Below are 25141 nucleotides of genomic sequence, written 5' to 3'. Positions count from 1 at the left end.
CTGCGCTCCTTACAGCACTTTTGACAGGAACTGGCGCGTTCGCGGGTGCGACGGGCGGTTTAAAACCTCGTCACTGCTGCCCTGCTCCACTATTTTACCGTCGACCATAAACACCACCTGATCTGCCACTTCCCGGGCAAAACCAATCTCGTGGGTCACCACCACCAGCGTAGTGCCGGATCGGGCCAGTTTTTTGATCACATCCAGCACTTCCCCCACCAGCTCCGGGTCGAGAGCCGAGGTGGGTTCATCAAACAGCATCACGCGAGGACGTAACGCCAGCGCACGAGCAATGGCAATGCGCTGCTGCTGACCGCCGGAGAGGTGGCGGGACCAGGCATCGGCTTTGTCCCGCAGCCCGACCACGTCCAGCAGGCTGTACGCTCTTTCCACCGCCTCTTTTTTGCTGAGTTTCTTATGTGCGACAGGCGCCTCAATTAAATTTTCCAGCACCGTGAGATGCGGAAAGAGATTGAAGTTCTGGAACACGTAGCCCACGTTGACACGCTGTTTGAGGATCTCTTTCTCCTTCAGCTCGTAGAGTTTGTCTCCCTGACGGCGATAGCCAATATAATCCCCGTCGATCTGGATAAAACCCTCGTCGACTCGCTCCAGATGGTTAATAGTGCGCAGAAGGGTCGATTTACCCGAGCCGGACGGCCCGAGGATCACCGTGACCGATCCCGGAGGGATTTCAAGCGTGACGTTGTCGAGCGCTTTGTGGCGGCCAAAAAACTTACTGACCCCGGTAATGGAAATGTGTCCTTCAGGAGAGGCTTGCATGGATGGGCTCCTGTGCTGGCGAGGTGGTAACAGACCGGGTACGGCTGGCCGCACGGTTCTGATTAACGGCTGAACGGCGTTCGCTGCGGGCAAGACCGCGCTCAACGACATGCTGTATAGCGGACAAAACGGTGGTAATCACCAGATACCAGGCAGCCCCCACCATCAGCAGAGGGATCACCTCCTGCGTACGGTTGTAGATCATCTGAATGGTGTAAAACAGTTCCGGCATCGCCAGGACATAAACCATCGCCGTACCTTTGGCGAGACTGATGATTTCATTGAATCCCGACGGCAGAATGGTGCGCAGAGCCTGGGGCAAAATGATGCGCACCGTGCGTCGCCATGCAGGCAGACCAAGCGCAGCGGCAGCTTCGTATTGCCCGTGGTCAACGCCGAGAAATCCGCCGCGAATAATCTCTGCGGTATAGGCGCTCTGAACGAGGGTTAACCCCACTACCGCGGTGGAAAACTGCCCCAGCACGTTGATGGTTTCAAAGCTGCCCCAGGTGATGCCGGTGAACGGCACGCCGAGCGAGAGTGTGTCGTAGAGATAGGAAAAGTTGTACAGGATGATCAGCACCACGATCAGCGGTAACGATCGAAACAGCCAGATGTAACCCCACGCCAGGCTGCTCAACAGCCAGGATGAAGAAAGCCTCGCCAGGGCCAGCATGCCGCCAATCACCACGCTCAGCGCGGTGCCGATCAGCGTCAGCAGAAGCGTTTGCCCTACACCTTCAAGGATCACCGGGTCAAAGAACCAGCGGGCGAACACTGCCCACTCCCAGCGCGGGTTAAAGGCTACGGACTGAATCACGACCGCCAGCACAAACAGCGCTACCGCGGCGCCAACGGCCCGCAGCGGATAACGCGCCGGGACCACCTTAATGGTTTCAACGTTGCTCATCGTCGTTCCTCATGCGGTTTTACTGAACGCTTCGCGTACCAGCGTTTTGGTGAAACGCAGCCGACCGTCAAACGGTGGCTGGCTATACTCTTCCGGATTGCGGTTGAGATCGAACTGGGGTTGGTACCCCTGGCTGAGATAGAGCCTGACCGCCTCCGGCTGACGAAAACCGGTGGTGAGGTAAATCTGGCTGTAACCGGCCAGCACCGCCCTGCGCTCCAGTTCCGCCACTACCCGGCCAGCAAGTCCCTGCTGACGCAGGGATTTATTTGTCCAGATACGTTTAATTTCAGCGGTGCGTTCGTCAAAGGGTTTGTATGCGCCGGTGGCAATAATCTCGCCATCGCGCTCCAGCACGATGAACAGCCCCTGCGGCGCTAAGTACCACTCGGTAAGTTCCACTTCAGCGTCTTTAGAGAAGTAGTCACCGTAGCGGGCCGCATATTCTCCAAACAGCCCCTCGATAACAGGTTGAAGATCCGCATCTTCTGGTGACACATCCCGGAATTGTTCGCTCATAGCCCCTCCTTAGTCACCCAGACCCGCCGGGTTTACTTCAGACTGCGGAATACGCTCCACACCTTCTCCCCAGCGGTTCAGCACTTTGTCGTAATCACCGTTTTTGATGACGCCGTTAAGTGCGGTTTGCACCGGCTCGACCAGGCCACTGCCTTTTTTCAGCGTCACCGCGATGTGCGCCGCCTTCGGCCAACCACCGTCGACGCTGCCCACCAGTTTGGTTTTACCGGTTAACGCCGCTTTCCACGCGCCTATTACGTTTGGACCAAAATAGGCATCCGCACGTCCTGACTGGAGTGCCAGCGTTTGCGCCGCATCGTCTTTGGTGTAGACAGGGGTAAAGGGTTTGAGCCCTTTCTTGAGGTTTTCGTCATTCCAGGCCAGCAGGATGGCCTCCTGATTGGTGCCTGAGCCGACGATAATTTTCAGCCCGGCAATATCCTCTGCTTTCTCTATCGACTTCAGAGGGCTGGTCGATTTCACATAGAAGCCGAGGGAATCCTTACGGTAGGTGGCAAAATCAAACTTCTCTTTGCGCGCTTTAGTGACCGTGATATTGCTGATGGCCGCGTCATATTTACCGGAGGCCACGCCCAGCGGCCAGTCCTCCCAGGAGGTGGGCACTACGTTCAGCTCCAGGCCCAGGCTGTCGGCCACCAGACGGGCGACATCAACCTCGCTGCCCAGCAGCGTTTTGTTGTCATCTGAAAACACCGTCAGCGGCGGTTGATTCAGCCCTGCCACCGCGACGGTAAATTTCCCCGGCACGGCAAACCGATAATCCTTAGGCAGTTTTGCTACTGCATCACTGTTTTTAGTCGTGTTGATCGGTGTTTTATTGGCCTCAATGCTGACGCCAGTACCGTTAATGTTCACATTCTCTGCCCAGACGGCAGGGGTAAAGGCCAGCGCAAGCGCCAGAATAAGCGTTTTTTTCTGCATAGCGGTATTCTCTTTTATTGTTTTATGAACTGGTTTTGGGGTTCGTCTAAGCCCAGACTTTCGCGCAGCGTGGTGCCCGGGTATTCGGTACGGAACAGGCCACGGGCTTGTAAAACGGGCACTACCTGGTCAACAAAACGTGGGAAGGTGTCCGGCGTACCGCCCTGAATGATGAATCCGTCAGCCGCATAATTCTCAAACCAGGCTTGCAGACCGTCCGCCACCTGCTCCGGCGTACCGGAAAAACGTGGGCGCGGTGAAGCCGCCTCAAGCGCCACCTGACGCAGGGTTAAGTTGCGCTCCCGGGCATTACGTTTGATTTCATCGGTAGTACTACGGAAGCTGTTTTTACCTAAATCACCGATATCCGGGAACGGTTCGTCGAGCGGATACTGGCTGAAATCATGGTGCTCGAAATAACGCCCGAGGTAGTTCAAAGCATCATTAATCGACACCAGCGCCGCCGTCGTTTGATATTGGTTTTCCACATCATCGGCGTCTTTTCCGACAACCACGCTGACGCCCTGGAAAATATGCAGATCTGACGCGCGGCGTCCGTTAGTTTCCAGTTGCTGCTTCACGTCGCGGTAAAAAGCTTTTGCCTCGTCGAGCGTATCGTGATGGGTAAAAATGGCGTCGGCATGTTTCGCCGCCAGTCTTTTACCGTCATCCGACGCGCCCGCCTGAAAGACAATCGGACGCCCTTGTGGTGTACGGCCAATATTCAGCGGTCCGGCGACCTGGAAGAAGTCACCGTGGTGATCCAGCGCATGCAGTTTGGCCGGGTCAAAAAACTGACCGCTCTCTTTATTGCGTACAAAGGCGTCACCTTCCCAGGAGTCCCAGAGCCCTTTCACCACGTCGAGATACTCGTCTGCAATCCGGTAACGCAGGGCATGTTCCGGGTGCTTTTCGCGGGAAAAGTTCTTCGCAGAACCTTCCAGCGGCGAGGTCACCACGTTCCAGCCCGCACGCCCGTTGCTCAGGTGGTCAAGGCTGGCGAACTGGCGCGCCGTGGTAAAGGGCTCGCTGTAAGAGGTGGATAAGGTTCCCACCAGCCCCAGATGTGAGGTGATACTTGCCAGCGCGGACAATACCGTCAGCGGTTCAAAACGATTTAAAAAATGCGGGATCGATTTTTCGTTGATATAAAGGCCATCAGCAACGAATAAGAAATCGAGTTTCCCCTCTTCCGCTTTTAATGCCGTCGCTTTTACAAATTCAAAATTAATACTGGCATCAGCGGTGGCCACCGGGTGGCGCCAGGCTGACATATTCCCGGATGCACCATGCAAAATGGTCCCCAGCCGCAATTGTCGGGTTGCAGACATATTTACCTCTTCTGAATTAAACGTGTTGCAGGGCTTTTTCCGCAAGCTGTGCAAAATAGCGGGCAGCCGGCTCAATTAGGGCTTCATCCGGATTAAATGCCGGGTGGTGTAAACCAAACGAACTATTGCTGCCAATGCTGACAAATGCCCCCGGGATCTGCTGCAAATAGACGGCAAAATCTTCTCCCCCCATATGCAGTTCCGCATGCCGGGTTTCATATCCCGCTTCCCGGGCGACCGAGGTGGCAAAATCTGCCCAGCGTTCATCATTCACCAGCGCGGTGGGCCCGGCGTACCAGGTAATATCAATCTGTGCGCTGAAGGCGCTGGCAAACCCGGCGGCGATTTCTTCCACGCGGGTTTTAACATTCTGCTGCACCTCCGTACGATGAGTGCGCAGTGTGCCTTCCAGCTCGACACTTTCTGGCAACACGTTCCAGGTATTCCCACCCGCAATACGCGTAACGCTCAGTACCACCGAATCCAGCGTATTGACGTTACGGCTGGCGACGCTTTGCAGAGCGGTCACCAATTGACTCGCCAGAACAATCGCATCGTTGCCTTCGTGTGGCCGGGCAGCATGCGCGCCTTTACCGGTTATGCGAATCACAAATCTGTCGACGTTGGCATAGAATGGCCCGCCACGGGTGGCGAACTCGCCGACCGACAGCGAAGGTTCGTTATGCATGCCGAAAATCGCGCTGACATCACGCAACGCGCCGGCCCGAACCATGCTTTTCGCGCCACCGAAGTTCTCTTCGGCAGGCTGGAACAGGATTCGCACCCGGCCGTTGAGCGAGGCTTCCCGCTCTTTCAGTTTTAACGCGGCCCCAAGGATCACGCTGGTGTGGATATCATGCCCGCAGGCATGCATCACGCCCGCACGCTGTGAGCTAAACGGTACCCCGCTGCGCTCTTCAATCGGCAAGGCGTCTATATCTGCCCGTAGCGCAATCAGCTTGTCACCGGTCCCGATTTCCGCCACCAGACCGGTTGGCAGCGCGTAAGGCAACGGCGTTATGCCTGCCTTTGTCAGCCACTGGTGCAGGCGTGCGGTGGTTTCTACTTCCTGACCTGACAATTCCGGGTTCTGATGCAGCTCGCGCCGCCAGGCAATCAGTTGTTCGCCAAAGCTCATACCGTGACCTCCTTGTTAAGCCGCGCCTGGGCCAGCAGACGCAGGGACTGCACGCGCGCAACGCCATCCGCAACCGGGGTATCAATAATGAATTCGTCAATGCCCCACTGTTCATGCAGGGCGTTCAGTTGTTCCAGGACTGATTCAGCCGTACCGGCCAGCAGAGACTGGGCCCGACGGGCAATACGTACCGGTTCGCTGCCCGCCTGACGTGCAAAAGCGTAAGCCTGTTCTTCACTGGCCACAGTGACACGCTGACCGTTTGCCAGCTCAACGCCCCACACCTCCACCTTCTGCGCAAGTGCGTCTGCTTCAGCCTGCGTCGGCGCAACAATCACCTGCACCGCCACCATCACGTCGCGGACGCTGTTTTCACGCCAGGTGGCGATCACCTCGCGCAGCAGGTCAGGATCGCCATTCAGGTGCGCAGCAAAAACAAAGTGCCAGTCGAGTTTTGCGGCCAGTAGCGCGCTTTCAGCACTCGCGCCCAGCAGAAAACCCTGTGCAGGTACGGGCGGTAGCGGCGTTGCGCGAACAACCTCTTCCGCAGCCTGGTTTTCTGGGCGGATCCAGTGGTCAAGATGAGCCAGCTGTTCGGCAAAGCTTCCCTTTTCCTGTTGATTCAGACCCTGCTGCAGCGCGCGGGTCGAGAGTGGCAGCCCGCCCGGGGCTTTTCCGACGCCGAGATCAACGCGACCCGGCGCCAGGGCGGCCAGAACGTTAAAATTCTCGGCAACTTTATACGGGCTATAGTGCTGGAGCATGACGCCGCCCGACCCCACTCGAATGCGCGTTGTTTGTCCCAGGATCCAGGCAATCAGCAGTTCCGGTGAGGGGCTGGCGAGCTGAGGTGTGTTGTGATGTTCGGCAATCCAGAAGCGGTGATAACCCAGGTTCTCTGCCTGTTGCGCCAGCGTCAAAGTACGCGCCAGTGCATCGGCAGCGGTTTCGTTTTCAGCGATAGGGCTTTTATCCAGAATGCTGATTCGCCATGACATGTTGCGTTCTCGTTTGACTTAACATGGCGACATTATTAAAGGCGTATTTCACTACTGAGAAACAATTAATTTACATTTAGTTTGCCGGAAATCAGATATATAAAACCACGCTAATAATAAGTCTTTAAGGATGCAATCAGCGTTTCCACCTGCCCGCGGCGGGTAATGCGAACAAAACGAATATGCCCATATTGCGGGTTTTGCAGATCGGCTTCATAACGCGTGCGGTTGTTACGCCACGTTTTCACCGTCCAGATGATAATGGACTCTCTGCTCAGGAATGCGCGGCGAAAACTCTCTTTGTTCCCGGTTCCGGCCCAGAGTTCGTGTTTATGCCATGCCCGTTTGATTGCCCTGGTGATGGCCTGCCAGAGTGTGCGGGTAAACCCGTAATCCACCCACACCACAACGTCGACATTACGCCATTTCACAGGCCGCGTGCGGTTATAGTTGCCGTCAAGTACCCAATCTGGCGAGGCATGTAGCGCTTGCTCCAGCTTTTCCTGAAATACATCGTCTGGCGTTCCCTGCCAGTCAGGTCGCCAGTAGAGTCTGTCCATCTCGATATAGGGAATAGCCAGTTCATCAGCGATCCGTCTTGCCAGCGTGGTTTTTCCACTTCCGCTGGTGCCGATTACATTAATTCTCACCCTTAGCCTCATTTAGCTGAATAAAAACCAAATCAATCATAACGTTTACCTTCCGCTTGTTCCACTGAGCAACTATTAAGCGCTTCTGATGATTAAAACAGCAGGCCACTGACGGTTTTGTCTAAAAAGTCATCACGATTCAGCGCGTTGTGATCCACGTCTGCTCTGACCACACGATTTCCTTCGACTTGCATCACTTTCGGCACGGTTATATTTTGCGTCGCTTATGAATTGCAGGTAGGATGCCTCGCCATGTTTCGCCTTATCCATACACAGAATGACTGGAAAGGCGACATGTGTTTGCGCAGACGCAATCGTTTGTATTGCGTTCTGCCAGGCAGGACTATCACGATAATGGTTCAGACAGGCAAACAGGTAACTCAATGAAAACAAGCAATAAAAGCGCAGCCGATCATCATGCTGCTAAACGTCGCTGGTTGAACTCCCACGAAGAGGGCTACCACAAAGCGATGGGCAACCGTCAGGTTCAAATGATCGCCATCGGCGGCGCTATCGGAACGGGTCTGTTTTTAGGTGCAGGCGCTCGCTTGCAGATGGCTGGCCCGGCTCTCGCTCTGGTTTATCTGGTATGCGGGATCTTCTCTTTCTTTATTCTTCGTGCACTGGGCGAACTGGTACTGCATCGCCCTTCCAGCGGAAGCTTCGTCTCTTACGCCCGTGAATTCCTCGGTGAAAAAGCGGCTTACGTTGCAGGCTGGATGTACTTCGTCAACTGGGCGATGACCGGTATCGTTGATATCACCGCCGTGGCGCTGTATATGCACTACTGGGGCGCGTTTGGTGATGTGCCGCAGTGGGTCTTTGCCCTTGGCGCGCTGGCCATTGTCGGTACCATGAATATGATCGGCGTGAAGTGGTTCGCTGAGATGGAGTTCTGGTTTGCACTGGTCAAAGTGCTGGCTATCGTCGTGTTCCTGATCGTGGGTACTGTCTTCCTCGGCAGCGGTAAACCACTGGATGGTAATGCCACCGGCTTCCATCTGATAACCGATAACGGCGGATTCTTCCCGCACGGTCTGCTGCCTGCGCTGGTACTGGTTCAGGGTGTGGTGTTTGCCTTTGCCTCTATCGAACTGGTGGGTACTGCTGCGGGTGAATGTAAAGATCCGCAGACAATGGTACCAAAAGCCATTAACAGCGTGATCTGGCGTATCGGTCTGTTCTACGTCGGTTCCGTGGTACTGCTGGTTCTGTTACTGCCGTGGAACGCCTATCAGGCGGGTCAGAGCCCGTTTGTGACCTTCTTCTCTAAGCTGGGCGTGCCTTATGTAGGCAGCATCATGAACATCGTGGTACTGACCGCAGCGCTCTCCAGCCTGAACTCCGGACTTTATTCTACCGGTCGTATCCTGCGCTCCATGTCGATGGGCGGTTCTGCGCCGAAGTTCATGTCGAAGATGAGCAAGCAGCACGTGCCTTACGCGGGTATTCTGGCGACGCTGGTAGTGTATGTATTCGGCGTATTCCTGAACTATCTGGTCCCGTCTCGGGTATTTGAAATCGTTCTGAACGTGGCTGCGCTGGGTATTATCGCATCCTGGGCCTTTATCGTGGTCTGCCAGATGCGTCTGCGCAAAGCCATTAAAGAAGGTAAAGCCGCTGACGTGAGCTTTAAGCTGCCTGGCGCGCCGGTGACCTCCTGGCTCACCCTGCTCTTCCTGTTCAGCGTGCTGGTACTGATGGCGTTCGATTACCCGAACGGCACCTACACCATCGCCACTATACCACTGCTGGCTGTACTGCTGATTGCTGGCTGGTTTGGCGTGCGTAAACGCGTTCACGAAATTCACAGCACCGCGCCGGTTCATCCTGATGATGAAAAACACGACGCGCCGCTGGTTGAAGAAACGTCGCGTTAATCATTAAAAAGGGAAGGCAGATGCCTTCCCTTTTTTACATCACAGCGTGATACGAATTACGTCGTCAGGTTGGGTCGCTTCCTGTTGACGAGTAGATTTCGGTTTTACCGTCACATAAAGCGTTTTGCCATCCGCAGAGAGCGCCAGGCTGTTCGGGTAGACCGGCGTGTCGAAGGTTTTCGTCACTTTGTAAGATTTCGCGTCAATCACGCTCACCTTACCGGCTTCACGGTGCGTCACATACGCTTCATTGCGTGCCGGGTTAAACAGCACGGCCAGTGATTCTGGTGCTGAGATTTTCTCAATCACGCTGCCGTCTTTCAGGCTCACCACCAGTACTTCAGGCTGTTTTGAATCGGTCAGGAACGCACGCTGGCCGGCAGTATCGAGGCTAAGATTCAGATAGAAGTGCTCTTTCCCGTCGTCCTGCACTTTTTTACGACTCAGGATTTTGTTGGTGGCCGTATCAATCGTCACCAGCTCACCGTCGGCATTGGTGGTATAGAGGCGTTTCGCCTGCGCATCCAGCGCCAGGCCGGTGCTATAGGTGCCGGTATTAGCAATAGTCTCTTTCAGCTTCAGCGTTGCGCCATCCACCACCCAAATCACGCTCTCTTTACCCACACCAGTGATATAGACGGTGTTAGTGCTGTCATCAGCCACCAGCTGGCGCGGTTGCAGCGGTTTGACGGTTTCACTGCGCTGGCGATTATCGAGCACCAGACGCCCTTTCACGTCGCCCGTTTTGGCATCAATGGCCGTCACCGCGCCGTTGATGGTGTTACCGAACCACAGGGTTTGGCTCGCCTTGTCAAAGGTGGCACCGAAAGGTTTGAGATCGCTATGAATCGCCTGCGTCACGTCCAGAGTGACCGGATCAAGGCGATAGATAACCCCGCCCTTATCGGTTTTACGGCTTTGCGACGTCGCAACCCACAGCGCATTCTCCTGCTGGCTTACCGCCATTTCATACGCCCCTTTCCCCACCGCTTTACGCAGGATCTCTTCGGCGGCATGCACCTGGAAGGTGCTGGCAAACAGTAACGTAGCAGACAGCAGAGAAAGGCTCAGTCGCGGCGAGCACAGATGACGTAAAGACATAACAATTCCTTTTCTGAAAAGAGGGTTTTCTGCTGACATCACTTCCGGCAGGCAACGTCCTGGCATTGCCTTTTGATAATGAGAATAGTAATCATTAATCAACAGAATGTGGAGTTTTTCTTTCCCTCGCCTACATTCATTAACGCAATGTGCGGTTAAAGTTTTCAAAACATTTACAAAACCTTTAACATATAGGCACATGTTCCATTTGGTTCGTTTAGATACCACAACCGGTTTTACTCATGAAAATCATTTCCGCCCGTAAGGCATCTCTGATGCTGGTTCCTGTTATTGTTGCGCCTCTCACTGCGATGAGTGCGGATGAACAGACCATGATCGTCAGCGCCACACCGCAAACTGTATCGGAACTCGATACTCCAGCAGCGGTGAGCGTCGTTAATGGCGACGATATGCGTCAGGCCACGCCACGCATCAACCTGTCTGAATCACTGGGTAGCGTTCCAGGCCTGCAGATTCAAAACCGCCAGAACTATGCGCAGGATCTCCAGCTTTCGATACGAGGATTCGGTGCCCGTTCAACCTTTGGCGTACGCGGTATCCGCATGTATGTCGACGGTATTCCAGCCACCATGCCGGACGGACAAGGGCAAACCTCTAACATCGATCTTTCCAGTGTGGACACCGTTGAAGTGCTGCGCGGCCCCTTCTCTGCCCTGTATGGCAACGCCTCGGGTGGTGTGATTAACATCAACACCCAGACCGGGCAACAACCGCCGACCATTGAGGCCAGCAGCTATTACGGCAGTTACGGTACCTGGCGCTATGGCATGAAAGCCACTGGCGCAATGGGTGACGGGACACACGCAGGCGATGTGGATTACACCGTTTCCACCACCCGCTTCACCACTAAAGGCTATCGTGACCACAGCGGTGCGCGGAAGAATCTCGCCAATGCCAAACTGAGTGTGCGTATTGATGATGTCAGTAAGCTTACGCTGATCGTTAACAGCGTGGACATGAAGGCTAACGATCCGGGCGGACTGGATTACCAGGAATGGCGGGAAGACCCGCGCCAGTCTCCGCGCGGCGATCAGTACAATACCCGTAAGACCATCAAACAGACCCAGGCCGGTCTGCGCTATGACCGCCAGCTCAGCGCCCAGGACGACCTTAGCGTGATGATGTATGCCGGTGAGCGTGAAATGACGCAGTACCAGTCAATACCTTATCAACCGCAGCTTAAGCCATCTCACTCTGGTGGTGTGATTGATATGCAGCGCCATTACCAGGGCGTTGATACCCGCTGGACGCACCGTGGCGAGCTGCTGGTGCCAGTGACCCTTACCACCGGCCTGAACTATGAAAACCTGAGCGAAGATCGTCGCGGGTATGAGAACTTCGTGATGAATAACGGCGTACCAGAATACGGTGTGAAGGGTGATAAGCGCCGTAACGAGCGTAACCTGATGTGGAACGTCGACCCTTATCTGCAAAGCAGCTGGCAGCTGACACAGAAGCTCTCTGTGGATGCGGGTGTGCGTTACAGTTCGGTCTGGTTCGACTCCAACGATCATTACATTACGCCGGGCAACGGGGATGACAGCGGTGATGCGAGCTATCACAAGTGGCTCCCGGCGGGCTCCGTGAAATATGCCATGACGGACGCGTGGAATCTCTATGTTGCTGCCGGGCGCGGATTCGAAACGCCAACAATCAACGAACTCTCATATCGTTCAGATAATCAGGGCGGTCTGAATATTGGCCTGAAACCTTCCACCAACAATACGTATGAAGTGGGGAGCAAAACCCGTATCGGCAATGGTCTGCTGACGGCTGCGCTGTTCCGCACGGATACGGATGATGAGATCGTGGTCGATTCCAGTTCCGGCGGCCGTACCAGCTATAAAAATGCCGGTAAAACCCGTCGTCAGGGGGTTGAAGTTTCTCTGGACCAGCAGTTTGCTGAAAACTGGAAGCTGAAAATGGCGTGGACCTATCTGGATGCCACCTACCGTACCAACGTATGCAGCGACGCAGACTGTAATGGAAACCGCATGCCAGGTATCGCCCGCAACATGGGTTATGCCTCGTTTGGCTGGCAGCCGGAGGAAGGCTGGTACGCAGGTTCAGATGTCCGCTACATGAGCGATATCATGGCCGACGACGAAAACACGGCAAAAGCCCCGTCGTACACAGTGGTCGGGCTGAATACCGGGTATAAATTCAACTATGGCAAATGGGGAATGGACGTCTTTGGCCGCGTAGATAACCTGTTCGACAAAGAGTACGTCGGCTCGGTTATTGTTAACGAATCCAATGGACGTTATTACGAGCCTGCACCCGGGCGTAACTATGGCGTAGGAATGTCAATCTCTTATCGCTTCGAGTAAGCAAAAAGAAAAGTTTATTTTATTAATGAAATAAGCCTCCTGATGGCAATAAGCCATCAGGAGTTATTAACCAAATAAATAATTAGCTACGGTATATAGTCGCTGTGTTAAATAATCTCTTAGTTAAAATATTGTCGCTGTAAAAGAGAATTTGCTTCATCAATCAACTTATCAATCGCCTTCTGGCAGTCACCCACATCCCGTCGCTCAAGAGCTGCAAGTAGCTCATCATAGTGATATGTCGACACCTTGATGTCGTTGAGTTCCTGGTGCAGATAGTTAATGCACGGCCCGATGCGGACCCACAACTGTTCAATTAAGGCATTGAGCGTAGGCATTTCTGCATACTGATAAAGCGTAAACCGGAAGATACGATTCGCATGCAACGCCTGCTGAACGTTACCATTGCGCATAGCGTCATGAAAATCGTCCGACAATTTGTGTAGCACGTCCAGCTTGCCTTCGGACATATTCTGACACGCTGCGGCAACCGCCATCGGCTCAAGTTGTTTTCGGATGGCATTGATCTCGTTATAACGCTCCAGCGTCACCTCAGGCACCAGAAAAGCCTGTGCTGGCGTGGCATGTAACGCCCCTGATGACACCAGACGCAAAAGCGCCTCACGAACCGGGGTAATACTGGTGCCTAATTTATCGGCGATCTCTTTCGTAATCAGTCGTGCCCCAGGTTTGAGTGAGCCTGTAATTAACGCTCCTTTCAAACTGAGTTCAACTTGCATGGTAAGACTGATCCTTTGCGCTTTTTCTAAATGATCCAAATCAAGCATGTTCAATTCCTGTAGCTAAAGCTCAATGCTATTTTTAAACGTCAGTTTAATAAAACGACGCCGGTCCGATATATCCTGTATCGTCATGCCTGGTGGTGGGAAGTACGTAAAAACATCAAAACGTGCAAAATTTGTTTTTTTCGTTTTCGGGCCTATCCGGGATGATGGCGCGAAAAACCATGTCAGTTAATTAAAGACAATATATCGTATCTTCACAAATAAATATGGCGGGAAACCCCGCCATAGTGTGCTTTATTTATTGTCGCCCGCGACACGAATCACGACTTTGCCGAAGTTTCGCCCTTCCAGAAGGCCTATCAGCGCCTCAGGCGCGTTCTCCAGGCCGTCAGTCACCTGTTCACGATAGTGAATTTTGCCCTCCTGCACCCAGCGCCCCATCTCTTGCTGGAACTCTTTAATGCGATGCCCATAGTCCTGGCCGATGATAAAGCCCTGCATACGGATGCGTTTCTTCAGAATGGTCGCCATCAGGAGCGGCAAACGGTCCGGGCCGTCAGGCAGGCCCGTCGCATTATAGCCACTGACCAGACCACACACCGGGACGCGCGCGGAGGTATTCAGCAACGGCAGCACAGCGTCAAAGACTTTCCCGCCGACGTTTTCATAATAAACATCAATTCCTTTCGGACAGGCGTGTTTCAACTGGTCGGCAAAATCCGCAGCGTGGTGATCCAGACACTGGTCAAACCCGAGGACCTCAACCGCATAGCGGCATTTTTCTGCACCACCAGCCACGCCGACCACCCGGCAACCTTTGATTTTGCCAATCTGCCCAACGGTCGCGCCAACCGGGCCTGTTGCAGCAGCAACCACCAGCGTTTCACCCGCTTTAGGTTGCCCGATATCCAGCAACCCCATATAGGCGGTAAAGCCCGGCATACCCAGAATACCCAGCGCCCAGGAAGGATGAGACGGATTTTCACCCAGCTTGACCAGGCCGCTACCGTCCGAGAGTTCATACTCCTGCCAGCCGCTGTAGCCCAGCACCCATTCCCCAGCTTTGAAGTCGGGATGGTTTGACCGCTCAACGCGGCTGACCGTCCCTCCCACCATCACCGCACCGATCTCAACCGGCGGTGAATAGGATGGAGCATCGCTCATGCGGCCACGCATGTAAGGGTCCAGCGACAGCCAAACCGTACGGAGCAAAAGCTGCCCCTCAACTGGCGCTGGAACAGGTTGCTCCTCCAGACGAAAATTCTCCGCGACAGGCGCACCCTGTGGACGGGAGGCCAGTACCCAGCGGCGATTAAGCGAAACAGATTGATTCATCAGGAACTCCTTCTGGTTCAAATGTCATTACAGCCTGGCTCACGATCGGCGTTATCGCTTTAACATTACGAGCCAGACTGGTTAAGCCGTACGACCAGATAGATGCAGGTTTCATTCGTCTCGTTGATGAACCGACAGTCATTAGGCGGCCCCAGTTCCAGGCAGTCTCCGGCCTGCATTTCGTGGCGCGTATCGCCCTCCTGGAACACCAGTTCACCCGTTTGTAGCCAGATAAGCTGACGAGCCAGCGCATAAGAAGAGGCTGGCATAGGCACATCGCTCCCCGCCGGGAGTTCAACCTGAACAAGGTCGATGGGCAGATCGGTACGGGGAGAAACGTGACGGCGAAGGTAATGCGTTTGTGGATCGCGCCAGACGGGCTGGTTGGCGAGGCGCAGTAGTTTTCCCTCCTGCATCTCGGCTCTGGCAATCAGCGTCGACATGCTGATACCAAAAGCCCCCGACAAGCGGGCAAGCAACGTTGCCGTAGGGCTACTGTCCCCACGTTCTATCTTGTGGATCATGGCACGCGAAACACCTGCCCGGTCAGCAAGCTCGCTCAAAGACCATCCGCGAGATTCGCGTTCAAGGCGAATTCTTGCGCTAATCCGTTGATTCATGGTGTCTGTTATGGTGTTCATGACGTCATACTATAGTGTATGAACGGCATTTCAATGGGCTTTTGATAACAAAAAAATATGGCTTATGTCGTAGCTATCTGGCGATACAGTTGTGTAATATCGTAGCCACAACGTAACACTATAGTAAACAACACACAGAGGTTTCATCATGATCGTTCGTCATGCCAGCAAAGAAGACTGCGCTGCGATAGGAGAAATTTACAACCACGCGGTGTTGCACACTGCCGCAATCTGGAACGATAAGACCGTCGACACCGATAATCGTATCGCCTGGTTTGAGGCACGCACCCTCGCAGGTTACCCGGTACTGGTGAGTGAAGAAGACGGTGTTATCACGGGTTATGCCTCTTTTGGTGACTGGCGTGCCTTCGACGGTTTTCGCCATACGGTAGAACATTCGGTCTATGTTCACCCGGATCATCAGGGCAAAGGGATTGGTCGCACATTGATGAAAGCGCTGATTAACGAAGCCCGTGCCATCGGCAAACACGTGATGGTCGCAGGCATCGAAGCGCAGAATCATGCCTCGATTCATCTCCATGAAACGCTCGGTTTTGTGACGACAGGTCAAATGCCGCAGGTGGGTACCAAGTTTGGCCGCTGGCTGGACTTAACCTTTATGCAGCTGCAACTGGATGAGCGCAGCGACCCGGACGCCATCCCATGAATCAGTCAATGACGCTGGCTTTTTTGGTGGCGGCGGGAATCGGTCTGGTGGTGCAAAATACCTTAATGGTGCGCATCACCCAGTCCTCCTCCACTATTCTTATCGCGATGCTGCTGAATTCACTGGTCGGCATTGTGCTGTTTGTCAGCATTCTGCTGCTGAAACAGGGCTTCGCCGGATTTAGCGAGCTGGCCGCAACGGTGCGCTGGTGGACGCTGATCCCGGGGCTGCTGGGTTCGTTTTTCGTGTTTGCCAGCATCAGCGGATACCAGAACGTAGGCGCGGCAACGACCATCGCTGTACTGGTGGCAAGCCAGTTGATCGGCGGGCTGGTGATGGACGTGCTGAGAAGCAACGGCATACCGCTGCGCGCCCTGATCGGCCCGGTGTGCGGCGCGGTGATGTTGGTCGTGGGTGCCTGGCTGGTCGCGCGACGCCAGTTTTGAGCGCTACAGAATGGTGCCGCCTTTCGTTAGCTGTTCCTGTCGCGCCTCCAGCTCCTCTTTATGCTGCTTACCGTGGTGCGAAATCGCGGTGCGCAGACGTTGCTGCTGGGTGTAGCGATCTTCACGGCTGAGCTCAGCATCATCGCTTAACTCAATCAGCAGTTCATTCATGTGGGTAATTACGCTCTCTTCGATGGCGGCATCGACGCGGGCAATAACATCGTTTAAATGTGACATTGTCACTCCTTGTGAATTGCCGGGTGGCGGCTACGCCTTACCCGGCAATAATACGCTTAGTTCAGCTTCGCTTTTGAGAAATCGCTGCCCATCAGGCTCACGCTGTAACCCGTGACGTTGCTGCGGGTAGCGTAGAACGTTTTCCCGTTCGCCAGTGCGATCCACGGTGCCTGCTGGTAGAAAATCTCCTGCGCCTGACCGTAGAGTTTAGCGCGCTCAGCCGGGTTGCTGGTTAGCTTCGCTTTTTGCACCAGAGAATCATACCCCTTATCACACCAGCGTGCTGCGTTTGAACCCGTTTTAATGCTGTTGCACCCCAGCAGTACGTCGGCAAAGTTGTCCGGGTCACCGTTATCGGACATCCAGCCGAACAGCGCAGAGTCATGCTCACCTTTACGCATGCCGGAGAGGTATTCGCCCCACTCGTAAGAGACAATTTTGGCCTTCACACCAACTTTCGCCCAGTCGCTCTGGATCATCTCCGCAATACGGCGCGAATTAGGGTTATACGGACGCTGCACCGGCATTGACCACAGCGTCACTTCCGCGCCCTTCTCCAGCCCGGCCTGTTTCAGCAGGGCTTTCGCTTTTTCAGGGTCGTAGCTGTAGTCCTTCAGGTCTTTATTAAAGCCCATCATGTTCGGCGGAATTGGTGATTTTGCCACCGTACCCGAGCCCATAAAGACCGCATTGACGATGGCTTTCTTGTCAGTTGCGTAGTTAAGCGCCTGACGAACCAACACATTATCAAATGGTTTTTTCTCGGTATTAAATGCCAGATAACCGACGTTCAACGCATCAACAGAGTGCAGTGTCAGGTCTTTGTTGTTTTTAATCACATCAAATTGTACCGGGGACGGTGCAGGAATGATCTGGCATTCGTTGGTCTGCAATTTCGCCAGACGCGTTTCCACATTTGGTGTGATGGAGAAGATCAGGTGTTTTGTCGGTACCTCGCCCTCCCAGTAGTTCGGGTTAGCGACATAGCGGATCAGTGAATCCACTTTGTACTGCTGCAGCACATAAGGCCCCGTACCGATCGGCCAGGTATCCACGTTCTCTGGCGTGCCTTTTTTCAGCATCACGTCAGCGTATTCAGCGGAGAGAATGGAGGCAAAATCCATTCCCCAGTCGGCAAGGAATGCAGCGTTGGGTTCACTGAGGGTGAACTGAACATGGTAATCATCGACCTTTTTAACGTCCTGAATCAGTTTATCGAGGCCGACGTCATTAAAGTATTCGTAGTTGCCCTGCGAGACGTTGTGATAAGGATGCTTAGGGTCTTTCTGACGCATGACGGAGAAAATGACGTCATCGGCGTTAAAGTCACGGGTCGGTTTGAAGTATTTATTGCTGTTGAACTTCACCCCTTTACGCAGGGTAAACGTATAGGTCTTACCGTCCGGTGAGATTGTCCAGGACTCCGCCAGCGACGGAACCGGCGTATTTTTCACCGGGTCGAAATTGATCAGGCGGTTATACAACACCTGAGAGCTGGCCACGAAAGACGGGCCGGAGCTGGCGATTTGCGGGTTGAATGACTCGGGTGAGGCTTCAGAGCAGTAAATAATGGTGTCATTATTTGCCGCCAATGCGGCACCGGCCGGTAAAAGCGTGCTCAGCGCAAGGGCGAGCAGTGTTTTCCCTGTAGACATGGTTATAACCCTGGATGTTTTATTATATAGGACAGTAATAACAGCACAGGCTTAATGTCCTGGCAAATAACGAAACACTATCAGGTTATTCTAAAGTCACGTTTTTCGCTGGTTTTGCAGTCAATGCAGAAAAAGATGATTTGCCTTAAGTGCCATTATCCGTCAAGCACAACCGTCACTTTCTATGCCGCAAGAAATCGGCGCTTTTAGCGTCTCTTCCTCCGTTTGTTTGCTTCCTCATTTCGTTAAAGTAACGGTGTGAAGAAGTATATGGGATCAAATCGTGGCAAAAACTCTTTTACGCAGCGGTAATCTGGATGACTTTCAGGCCGTTGGCGGCGGCGGACAAGCCGTTTTTGAATCAGCGTTACAAATCCGGGAAGCGCTCCGGTTGCGCAAACAACAGGCCATTGTCGACTGTCTGGCCATTCCACAGGTCAACGATAACGGCGACCGTGTAGACTGGTATTCCCCGATAGAGGGGAGTGTTACCAGCTGGAAAGCGGCCGACGAAGACGACCGTTTTCGCGCCCTGCGCTATCTGGAAAATACGCTTGCCAGCGTCGAGTCGTTGAGTAAGAAGTGCCTCCAGTCACCGAAAACAGCACAGCAGCTTTTTGGCTCACTGTTGTCAAAAGCGTTCCAGTTTCCAGGGGAAAACTTTCTCTTCTTGGTCGATGGAAAACCGGTCATTAGCTTCTGGGGTTTTGTAAACCTGAACGAAAATGCGCGCGACGATGTCCTCGACTGCCTGCGCGAATCACTGATCCCTGAGCCCGCCCCCGTTGTGATTGAAGATCCAGAACCAGAACCTGAGCCGGAACCGGTCATCACCTTCGAACAAGCAGACGAGCCACTGATTTCACCGTCAACGGTGGTGCGCATTACGCCGGAGGATCTGTATGAGCCAGAACCGGCTCCAGTCGCGACACAACCACAGCCGGCTCAGGAACCCGCCCCGACAATCGTTGTGAAAAAGCGACGTATCCCGATGTGGACGCTGCCCGTTGCCGCCGTGATCGTTGCCGCCATTGCCGCACCGCTGCTGTGGCCAAAACAGGCCCCTTCCGCACAGCCTGCACCTGCACCTATGCCAGCGCCTGTAGAAATTGCGCCGAAACCGATCAAAGTAGTTGAACCACTGGCGATGAAATTACCGTTGCATCAGGCTGAGGTAGTGGCAAGCAAAGAAAAAGAACCTGCTCCTGCACCAGCGCCCGCCCCGGTCGTTATCGTCGCGATCCCGAAAGATGCGATGGTTATGGAAGGTCAGCAAGTAAAAGCGGGATCGACGCGCTTCCTCAACGGGACCTGGCGCGCCATCCTCGATGTGAAAGATCCGGTGACCGGTAAGCCACCGTCACTGCGCTATCAGATCCAGAACAACAAAGGTTTCGCCCGTGTGGTACATGGTGACAACATTGTCTGCCGAGCAGAGATCTTCTCCGGGCTGCACAGCAATGGTGAACTGATGATTAAGAGTCGCGGTAATGCCCGCTGCACCGACGGTTCACGCTACCCGATGCCGGAAGTTTCCTGTAAAGCAGGCACCAGCGATATCGCAGAATGTCGTGCTCGTTATGATGCAAACACCGTCGTCCCACTGACGTTCAAGAAAGCAGGTGCCTGATCCTATGCTGGTAAATCTTTGCGACTATAAACAAAGCGTCACGCTTATCGCTAACAGCGGCGTGCAGTTCCTTGATTTCGGCCTGACGCCGCAGGACACCGCCAGCAACGGGCGCTTCGTACGGAAAACCGCGAACGGCCCCCTTTTGCGACTCGATTTCGACCTGGTGAACGGGCGTTATACTCTGCCCGGGTTGAACGGCGGGCAGCCTGAAGTGGTGAAACCGGAAACCACCATTGCGCTACATCAGTCGCTGGCGGTCCTTGATGGTGTCTGGCTTCCTGTTCCGTTCCTGCGCTTTAACCCACCACGGACCTTTGTTGACGGCCCGGATAACTGGGCTCGCGTTCAGGTGCGTAAGCTTGATAAACCCGACACGGCAGGCAATACGCACCGCGTGACCCTCGCGCTTGACAGTCAGATTGCCGAACATGCCACGTCCGCGCTGTCCCCGGTCGAAAACGACATTCTGAACGGAACCCGCTTCGCTCTGGCCTGGCGGGATAACGAAGTGGAAAGTTTCCTCGACCAGACCTGGATTGACGGCTGGCTGCGTGAGGCATTTACCCAGTATGCCGATGGTGTTGAAAACCGCTCTGAACGTGACCTGCAACAGGCGATGCGTAGTTTTGAATATCAGGCACACTGGCTCAACCTGCTGACCATGCTCGGTGAGCAGCTTACCGTGCCGGAAGTGAAATTTGTCACTCATACGCTCAGTACCCCTGCCATTCCGGTCGATCTGATCCTCGATGTGGGCAATACCCATACCTGCGGCGTGATTATTGAAGACCATGGGGATGCGAACGATGGTCTGCGCCAGACTGCCGAGCTGCAGGTCCGTTCGTTGAGCGAGCCACAATTCCTCAATGAACCCCTGTTCACCAGCCGCCTGGAGTTCTCAGAAGCGCGTTTTGGCAAGCAGCACTTCTCGGTTGAAAGCGGTCGCGAAGATGCCTTTGTCTGGCCGTCGATTGTCCGCGTCGGCGATGAAGCACGGAAACTGGCTACCCAGCGCCTGGGAACCGAAGGTAACAGCGGCATCTCCAGCCCGCGTCGCTACCTCTGGGATGAAACACCGGTGGTACAGGACTGGCGCTTTAGCCAGATGAACAGCAAAACCCAGCGTGAACCTCTGGCGACCGCGTTTCCGCTGATGAACCTGATGAACGATGACGGTGAGCCGCTCTTTACGCTGCCGCAGGACGAGCGACTACCAGTCTTCTCACCGCAGTACAGTCGTAGCACGCTGATGACACACATGTTGTGCGAGCTGCTGGCACAGGCTCTGGGTCAGATCAATAGCGTCGCCACGCGCTTGCGTCTGGGCTTCCCGGCGTCTCCGCGCCAGTTACGAACCCTGATCCTGACCCTGCCGTCGGCCATGCCAAAGCAGGAGCGGGAGATTTTCCGTCGTCGCATGTTCGAAGCGATCGCCATTGTCTGGAAAGCAATGGGATGGCACCCGCAGGATGAAGATTTCGCCACCCGCAAACAGCAGGAAACAAGTGTGGTGCCGGTTCCTGAAATCCAGATGGAGTGGGATGAAGCCAGCTGCGGTCAACTGGTCTGGTTGTATAACGAAGCCATTTCTCGTTTTGGCGGCCAGACTGAGGCGTTCTTTGCCTCCCTCACCCGCCCGGATCGTGAACCTGAGCCTGGCGCTCAGCCGGGGCGTTCACTGCGCGTCGCGTCCATCGACATTGGTGGCGGCACAACAGATATGGCGATCACCCATTATCAGCTTGATGATGGCTCGGGTAACAACGTTAAAATCACGCCGCAGCTGCTGTTCCGTGAAGGGTTTAAAGTCGCGGGTGACGATACCCTGCTTGATGTGATTCAGCGCTATGTACTGCCCGCCCTGCAAACGCAACTGCAGAAATCGGGTATTGCGGATGCCTCGCTGCTGATGGCTTCACTCTTCGGTGACTCCGGCCGAATTGACACCCAGGCAGTATTACGTCAGCAAACGGCGCTTCAGCTCTTTATGCCGATTGGCCATGCCATTCTTGCCGCGTGGGAATCGAGCGATATTGACGATCCGCTGGCTGGCCTGCATGCCACCTTTAGCGATCTCCTGCCGCAAAAACCGACCCGCAACGTGATGAATTATCTGCAACAGGCGATCGATCATGCCCTGCCTGCGGGTTCTGAAACGTTCGATCTGTTCACCGTTCCGCTGCACGTAAATTTCCGTGAGATGCAGGATGCGATGCTGGCTGGTCAGTTTACGCTGGCTTCGCCGCTCCATGCAGTATGTGAGGCGATTTCCCATTACAGCTGCGATATTTTGCTGATCACCGGGCGTCCTGGCTGCCTGCCTGGCGTTCAGGCACTGATTCGTCACCTGCAGCCGGTTCCGGTCAATCGCATCGTCTGGCTGGATAAGTATCAGGTTCATGAGTGGTATCCGTTCAGCCAACAGGGCCGCATTGGAAACCCCAAATCAACAGCCGCCGTGGGTGCGATGCTTTGCAGCCTGGCGCTTGATCTGCGTCTGCCGCGCTTTAACTTTAAGGCAGCAGATATTGGTGCGTATTCAACCGTGCGGTATCTGGGTGTGCTGGATAATACGGTCAACACCCTGCGCGAAGAGAACGTCTGGTATCAGGATATCGATCTCGATAAACCCGGTGCGAAACTCGACGCGCGTCTGCACTTCCCGCTGCGCGGTAACGTCACCCTCGGCTTCCGCCAGCTGGCAAACGCACGCTGGCCGGCCACACCGCTCTATACACTTAGCATCAACTCGGCTGAACTGGCCAAAGCGATTGCGGGTGATGGCGTGCTGAACGTACGGCTTAAACTCTGCGGTGGCAGCAAGCAGGAAGGCCCGGAGTCCTTCGAACTGAGCGATGCCTGGCTCCAGGACGGCACCCCGGTCGCCCCTGACGCGTTAACCTTCAAACTGAATACTCTGGCCGATCGCCGTCATAGCGGTAGCCACTACTGGATCGACAGCGGGAGCGTATACCTGAAATGACAGTGACGACGACCACCAATCAGGCCTTAATCGGGTGGATTAATGAGACGCGCCTGAACGCCCCGGTGCTGGATAACGATGCCGACGCCCTGCTTGCTCGCATCAACGCGGTGCAGGCGCGGGAACAAGCCATTGAACATGCCCTGACTCGCCAGAGCAGCATTGGGCTTTACGGTCATTCTCAGAGTGCAAAAGCACACCTGCTTTCATCTCTGTGCGGTAGCGGCAACGGACGCCTGAATGTGACACCAGGCCAACGCACCTTTGACTATTTTTCCCATATCAATCCGGGACATGCCCTGACAAACATGGCCGTCCGCTTCACCCGGAGACATGCAGACGTCATTGATGAGGCGTTTCCTCTGCGTCTGAGTCTGATCACCGAGGCCGAACTGGTACAGCTGTTTATTGCCCGCACGACGCTGCACCCGCAGATGCGCGCCGTGGATAAAGCCGTCATTGAGACGCGCCTGGAAAAATGGCGCGGTCTGCGTCAGCCGCAGGGCGTGCCTGGCATCACGTCTCAGGAAGTGGGGGCAATTGCCCGCTTCTGGCAGAACACGGTACCCGCCGCAAAACAGCAAATTGATGATGCCCTGTGGCACCAGTTTGCCCAACTGGTCCCCTCCCTTGATCTCAGCACGCGAGCCAGCGTCTGGTCACTGCTGTGGGGTGAGCAACAGGAGTTGACCCAGCAGTGGTTAAAACTCGCCCATGTGCTGCATCAGACCAGCCATGCCAGCGAACTTGCCGCGCCGCTTAGCCTGCTGGTGGATAGCTTTGGCCTGCCCGGTGAAGGGTTTCTGACGCACGACGGCACGTTAACCCTTCAGGAAGCGCAGGAGACGCTGCTTCATCCACTGAATAACGGTGAGATGCTCAATGCCATCAGCATCCCCGTCGATGTGCTTGCCTTCCTGACTCGCGAGCTGGTGCTACCGGTTGAGAACAGCGCCCTGGATAATGTGGATATTATTGATATCCCGGTATTTGAAGAAAATAATGCCGAACCGTTGCACCAGGCTAAATCACAGTGGCTGCTTGAGCACTACCGTCAACAGCTACAGCCAGATGTTCTGGTTATTTGCAATGCGACCGCACAGCACGAGCAGACGGCCAAAAAAGCAAAAGTGTTAATGAACTGGGTCAAAGAGACACAGCCTGCTGAAGAATCTGCCCTGCCGGGTCTGGTGTGGGCAATCACCCCTCATGACGCTCGTTTTACCACCCGGCAGAATCTCGATGAAGCCGTGCAGCATCTGCTCGGTAAACCGGGTTTGCGCTGGGGCACCCTCCAGGCACTGGACAGCCACAGCATGCAGCGCGTGATCGAGTGGTTGTCTCAGGCTACATTACCTGCCCAGCGGCAGAAGCGTCTTAGTACGCTGAAAAACTTGCTGCGGCAGGAGCTTTCGTCTCTGATGCAAAGCTATCTGGCGCCACTGGTTGAGGCCCCCGGAGCCAGACGAACCCGTGCAGAAAGTATGGTGCGAACCCTTCAGGGCTGCGCCGCCCGCCACGGTGAACTGCTGGAGGGCCTTCTGCCGCCGCTTAAAGCCTTTGAAACCCTGCTGGCCGTTCAGCAACCCCGTGAGGAGCAAGTTAACGGGTTGTTTACGGATTCCATTGACCTGTTTGCCGATAACACGCAAGAAAGTGCTGGCATGTTCCCGACAAAAGACAAAGCGCGGCTGGCACACAGAGTGTGGATAAATCATCTGCGTCAATGGAGCCGCAATGAGGCCACGGCTGCCCGTCTTGGACTGAATCCCGGGGTGTTGCAGCAAATCGCAGATGTTCTGGTGGTAACCAGCTACCGGCTTAACCTGCCTCAGCAACTTCAGCGCATTGTTGAAACGGATAAAAGTAGCGCCGCACAACTGCATGCCGTGATGGGTAATTTCGTTGGCTGGTTGGGTTACGACCAGACACCTGTAACAGCACGTCCGGCAAGCCGCATCCGTAAGGGTCATGCCATCTTTGTCACACCAGTGGTGAACAGTGCAGAGCCTCGTCTTACCCGACTGGGGGAACAGCCCGTACATGCGGCTACCGCGTATGTTTACGACTGGCTGGTTGCACTCTATAGCCGGGCGATAGAGAACATTGATTACCAGCATCCGCATGATGTTCAGCCCGCCTCTCGTCAGGCACTGCAGGCATTATTGCGCTGATCTTTTTAGCCCGCAGCAATG

Annotated in this window: 19 protein-coding genes and 1 pseudogene; 7 read left to right on the top strand and 13 right to left on the bottom strand. The window is 54.7% G+C overall.

The window, feature by feature from the left end; genetic code table 11:
- Positions 1-9 precede the first annotated feature (9 nt).
- The 7 genes and pseudogenes from WB237_RS04915 to WB237_RS04885 all read right to left on the bottom strand — a co-directional run bounded on the left by WB237_RS04915 (position 10) and on the right by WB237_RS04885 (position 7271).
- On the bottom strand, positions 10-783 hold the full coding sequence (locus WB237_RS04915; protein ID WP_336210896.1) for an amino acid ABC transporter ATP-binding protein: 774 nt from the start codon (positions 781-783) through the stop codon (positions 10-12).
- Entirely contained in the window at positions 767-1693 is a 927-nt protein-coding gene (locus WB237_RS04910) for an amino acid ABC transporter permease (RefSeq protein WP_108089815.1), read from the bottom strand. Before WB237_RS04910 ends, WB237_RS04915 begins: the two co-directional genes overlap by 17 nt.
- A 9-nt stretch (positions 1694-1702) precedes the next feature.
- Entirely contained in the window at positions 1703-2212 is a 510-nt protein-coding gene (locus WB237_RS04905) for a GNAT family N-acetyltransferase (protein ID WP_028018880.1), read from the bottom strand.
- 9 nt (positions 2213-2221) lie between these two features.
- A pseudogene (locus WB237_RS04900) lies at positions 2222-4485 on the bottom strand (NtaA/DmoA family FMN-dependent monooxygenase).
- A 16-nt stretch (positions 4486-4501) separates the two neighbouring features.
- Positions 4502-5623, bottom strand: a complete 1122-nt coding sequence (locus tag WB237_RS04895; RefSeq protein WP_336210893.1) for an amidohydrolase — start codon at positions 5621-5623, stop codon at positions 4502-4504.
- Entirely contained in the window at positions 5620-6621 is a 1002-nt protein-coding gene (locus tag WB237_RS04890) for an LLM class flavin-dependent oxidoreductase (RefSeq protein WP_336210891.1), read from the bottom strand. Before WB237_RS04890 ends, WB237_RS04895 begins: the two co-directional genes overlap by 4 nt.
- A 110-nt stretch (positions 6622-6731) precedes the next feature.
- Positions 6732-7271, bottom strand: coding sequence for an AAA family ATPase (locus tag WB237_RS04885; RefSeq protein WP_336210888.1), 540 nt, complete (start codon positions 7269-7271; stop codon positions 6732-6734).
- Between the two features lie 383 nt (positions 7272-7654).
- Between WB237_RS04885 and ansP the strand changes: the two genes are divergently transcribed.
- On the top strand, positions 7655-9151 hold the full coding sequence (gene ansP, locus WB237_RS04880) for an L-asparagine permease (protein ID WP_336210885.1): 1497 nt from the start codon (positions 7655-7657) through the stop codon (positions 9149-9151).
- Positions 9152-9190: 39 nt separating this feature from the next.
- Here ansP and yncE read toward each other — a convergent pair whose 3' ends face one another.
- Complete coding sequence (gene yncE, locus WB237_RS04875) at positions 9191-10252, bottom strand: 7-bladed beta-propeller protein YncE (RefSeq protein ID WP_336210882.1); 1062 nt, start codon at positions 10250-10252, stop codon at positions 9191-9193.
- Positions 10253-10494: 242 nt separating this feature from the next.
- Between yncE and pqqU the strand changes: the two genes are divergently transcribed.
- Complete coding sequence (pqqU, locus tag WB237_RS04870; RefSeq protein WP_336210878.1) at positions 10495-12603, top strand: TonB-dependent receptor PqqU; 2109 nt, start codon at positions 10495-10497, stop codon at positions 12601-12603.
- 119 nt (positions 12604-12722) lie between these two features.
- Here the strand turns inward: pqqU and WB237_RS04865 are convergent, their stop codons facing one another.
- The 3 genes from WB237_RS04865 to WB237_RS04855 all read right to left on the bottom strand — a co-directional run bounded on the left by WB237_RS04865 (position 12723) and on the right by WB237_RS04855 (position 15325).
- Positions 12723-13391 carry a GntR family transcriptional regulator gene (locus WB237_RS04865; protein WP_336210875.1) on the bottom strand — a complete coding sequence of 223 codons (669 nt, stop codon included), beginning with the start codon at positions 13389-13391 and terminating at the stop codon, positions 12723-12725.
- A 252-nt stretch (positions 13392-13643) separates the two neighbouring features.
- On the bottom strand, positions 13644-14684 hold the full coding sequence (locus tag WB237_RS04860; RefSeq protein ID WP_336210872.1) for an NADP-dependent oxidoreductase: 1041 nt from the start codon (positions 14682-14684) through the stop codon (positions 13644-13646).
- Between the two features lie 65 nt (positions 14685-14749).
- A complete protein-coding gene (locus WB237_RS04855) occupies positions 14750-15325 on the bottom strand; it encodes a helix-turn-helix domain-containing protein (RefSeq protein ID WP_114977118.1) in 576 nt (191 codons plus the stop codon).
- Positions 15326-15473: 148 nt separating this feature from the next.
- Here WB237_RS04855 and WB237_RS04850 point away from each other — a divergent pair, with 148 nt between their 5' ends.
- Complete coding sequence (locus WB237_RS04850) at positions 15474-15992, top strand: GNAT family N-acetyltransferase (protein WP_336210867.1); 519 nt, start codon at positions 15474-15476, stop codon at positions 15990-15992.
- A complete protein-coding gene (locus WB237_RS04845) occupies positions 15989-16438 on the top strand; it encodes a DMT family transporter (RefSeq protein ID WP_028018867.1) in 450 nt (149 codons plus the stop codon). The genes WB237_RS04850 and WB237_RS04845 overlap by 4 nt, the downstream gene beginning before the upstream one ends.
- Before the next feature lie 3 nt (positions 16439-16441).
- Here WB237_RS04845 and WB237_RS04840 read toward each other — a convergent pair whose 3' ends face one another.
- Positions 16442-16675: a YdcY family protein gene (locus tag WB237_RS04840; protein WP_028018866.1), complete on the bottom strand. Its 234-nt coding sequence runs from the start codon at positions 16673-16675 to the stop codon at positions 16442-16444.
- Positions 16676-16731: 56 nt separating this feature from the next.
- On the bottom strand, positions 16732-18330 hold the full coding sequence (locus WB237_RS04835) for an ABC transporter substrate-binding protein (RefSeq protein ID WP_049007332.1): 1599 nt from the start codon (positions 18328-18330) through the stop codon (positions 16732-16734).
- A 283-nt stretch (positions 18331-18613) separates the two neighbouring features.
- Between WB237_RS04835 and WB237_RS04830 the strand changes: the two genes are divergently transcribed.
- Genes WB237_RS04830 through WB237_RS04820 form a run of 3 tightly spaced genes read left to right on the top strand, consistent with a single transcriptional unit; the run spans position 18614 to position 25120 of the window.
- Positions 18614-19960: an SrfA family protein gene (locus WB237_RS04830; RefSeq protein WP_336210857.1), complete on the top strand. Its 1347-nt coding sequence runs from the start codon at positions 18614-18616 to the stop codon at positions 19958-19960.
- 4 nt (positions 19961-19964) lie between these two features.
- Positions 19965-22946, top strand: a complete 2982-nt coding sequence (locus WB237_RS04825; RefSeq protein WP_336210854.1) for a virulence factor SrfB — start codon at positions 19965-19967, stop codon at positions 22944-22946.
- Positions 22943-25120 carry a virulence factor SrfC family protein gene (locus tag WB237_RS04820; protein ID WP_336210852.1) on the top strand — a complete coding sequence of 726 codons (2178 nt, stop codon included), beginning with the start codon at positions 22943-22945 and terminating at the stop codon, positions 25118-25120. Before WB237_RS04825 ends, WB237_RS04820 begins: the two co-directional genes overlap by 4 nt.
- The last annotated feature ends 21 nt before the right edge of the window (positions 25121-25141 follow it).

Origin of the sequence: Enterobacter sp. P82 (assembly GCF_037053385.1) — a bacterium.
Classification (GTDB): Bacteria; Pseudomonadota; Gammaproteobacteria; order Enterobacterales; family Enterobacteriaceae; genus Enterobacter.
Note: the sequence above shows the minus strand (reverse complement) of the source record. Positions and strands in the feature narration are given on the sequence as shown.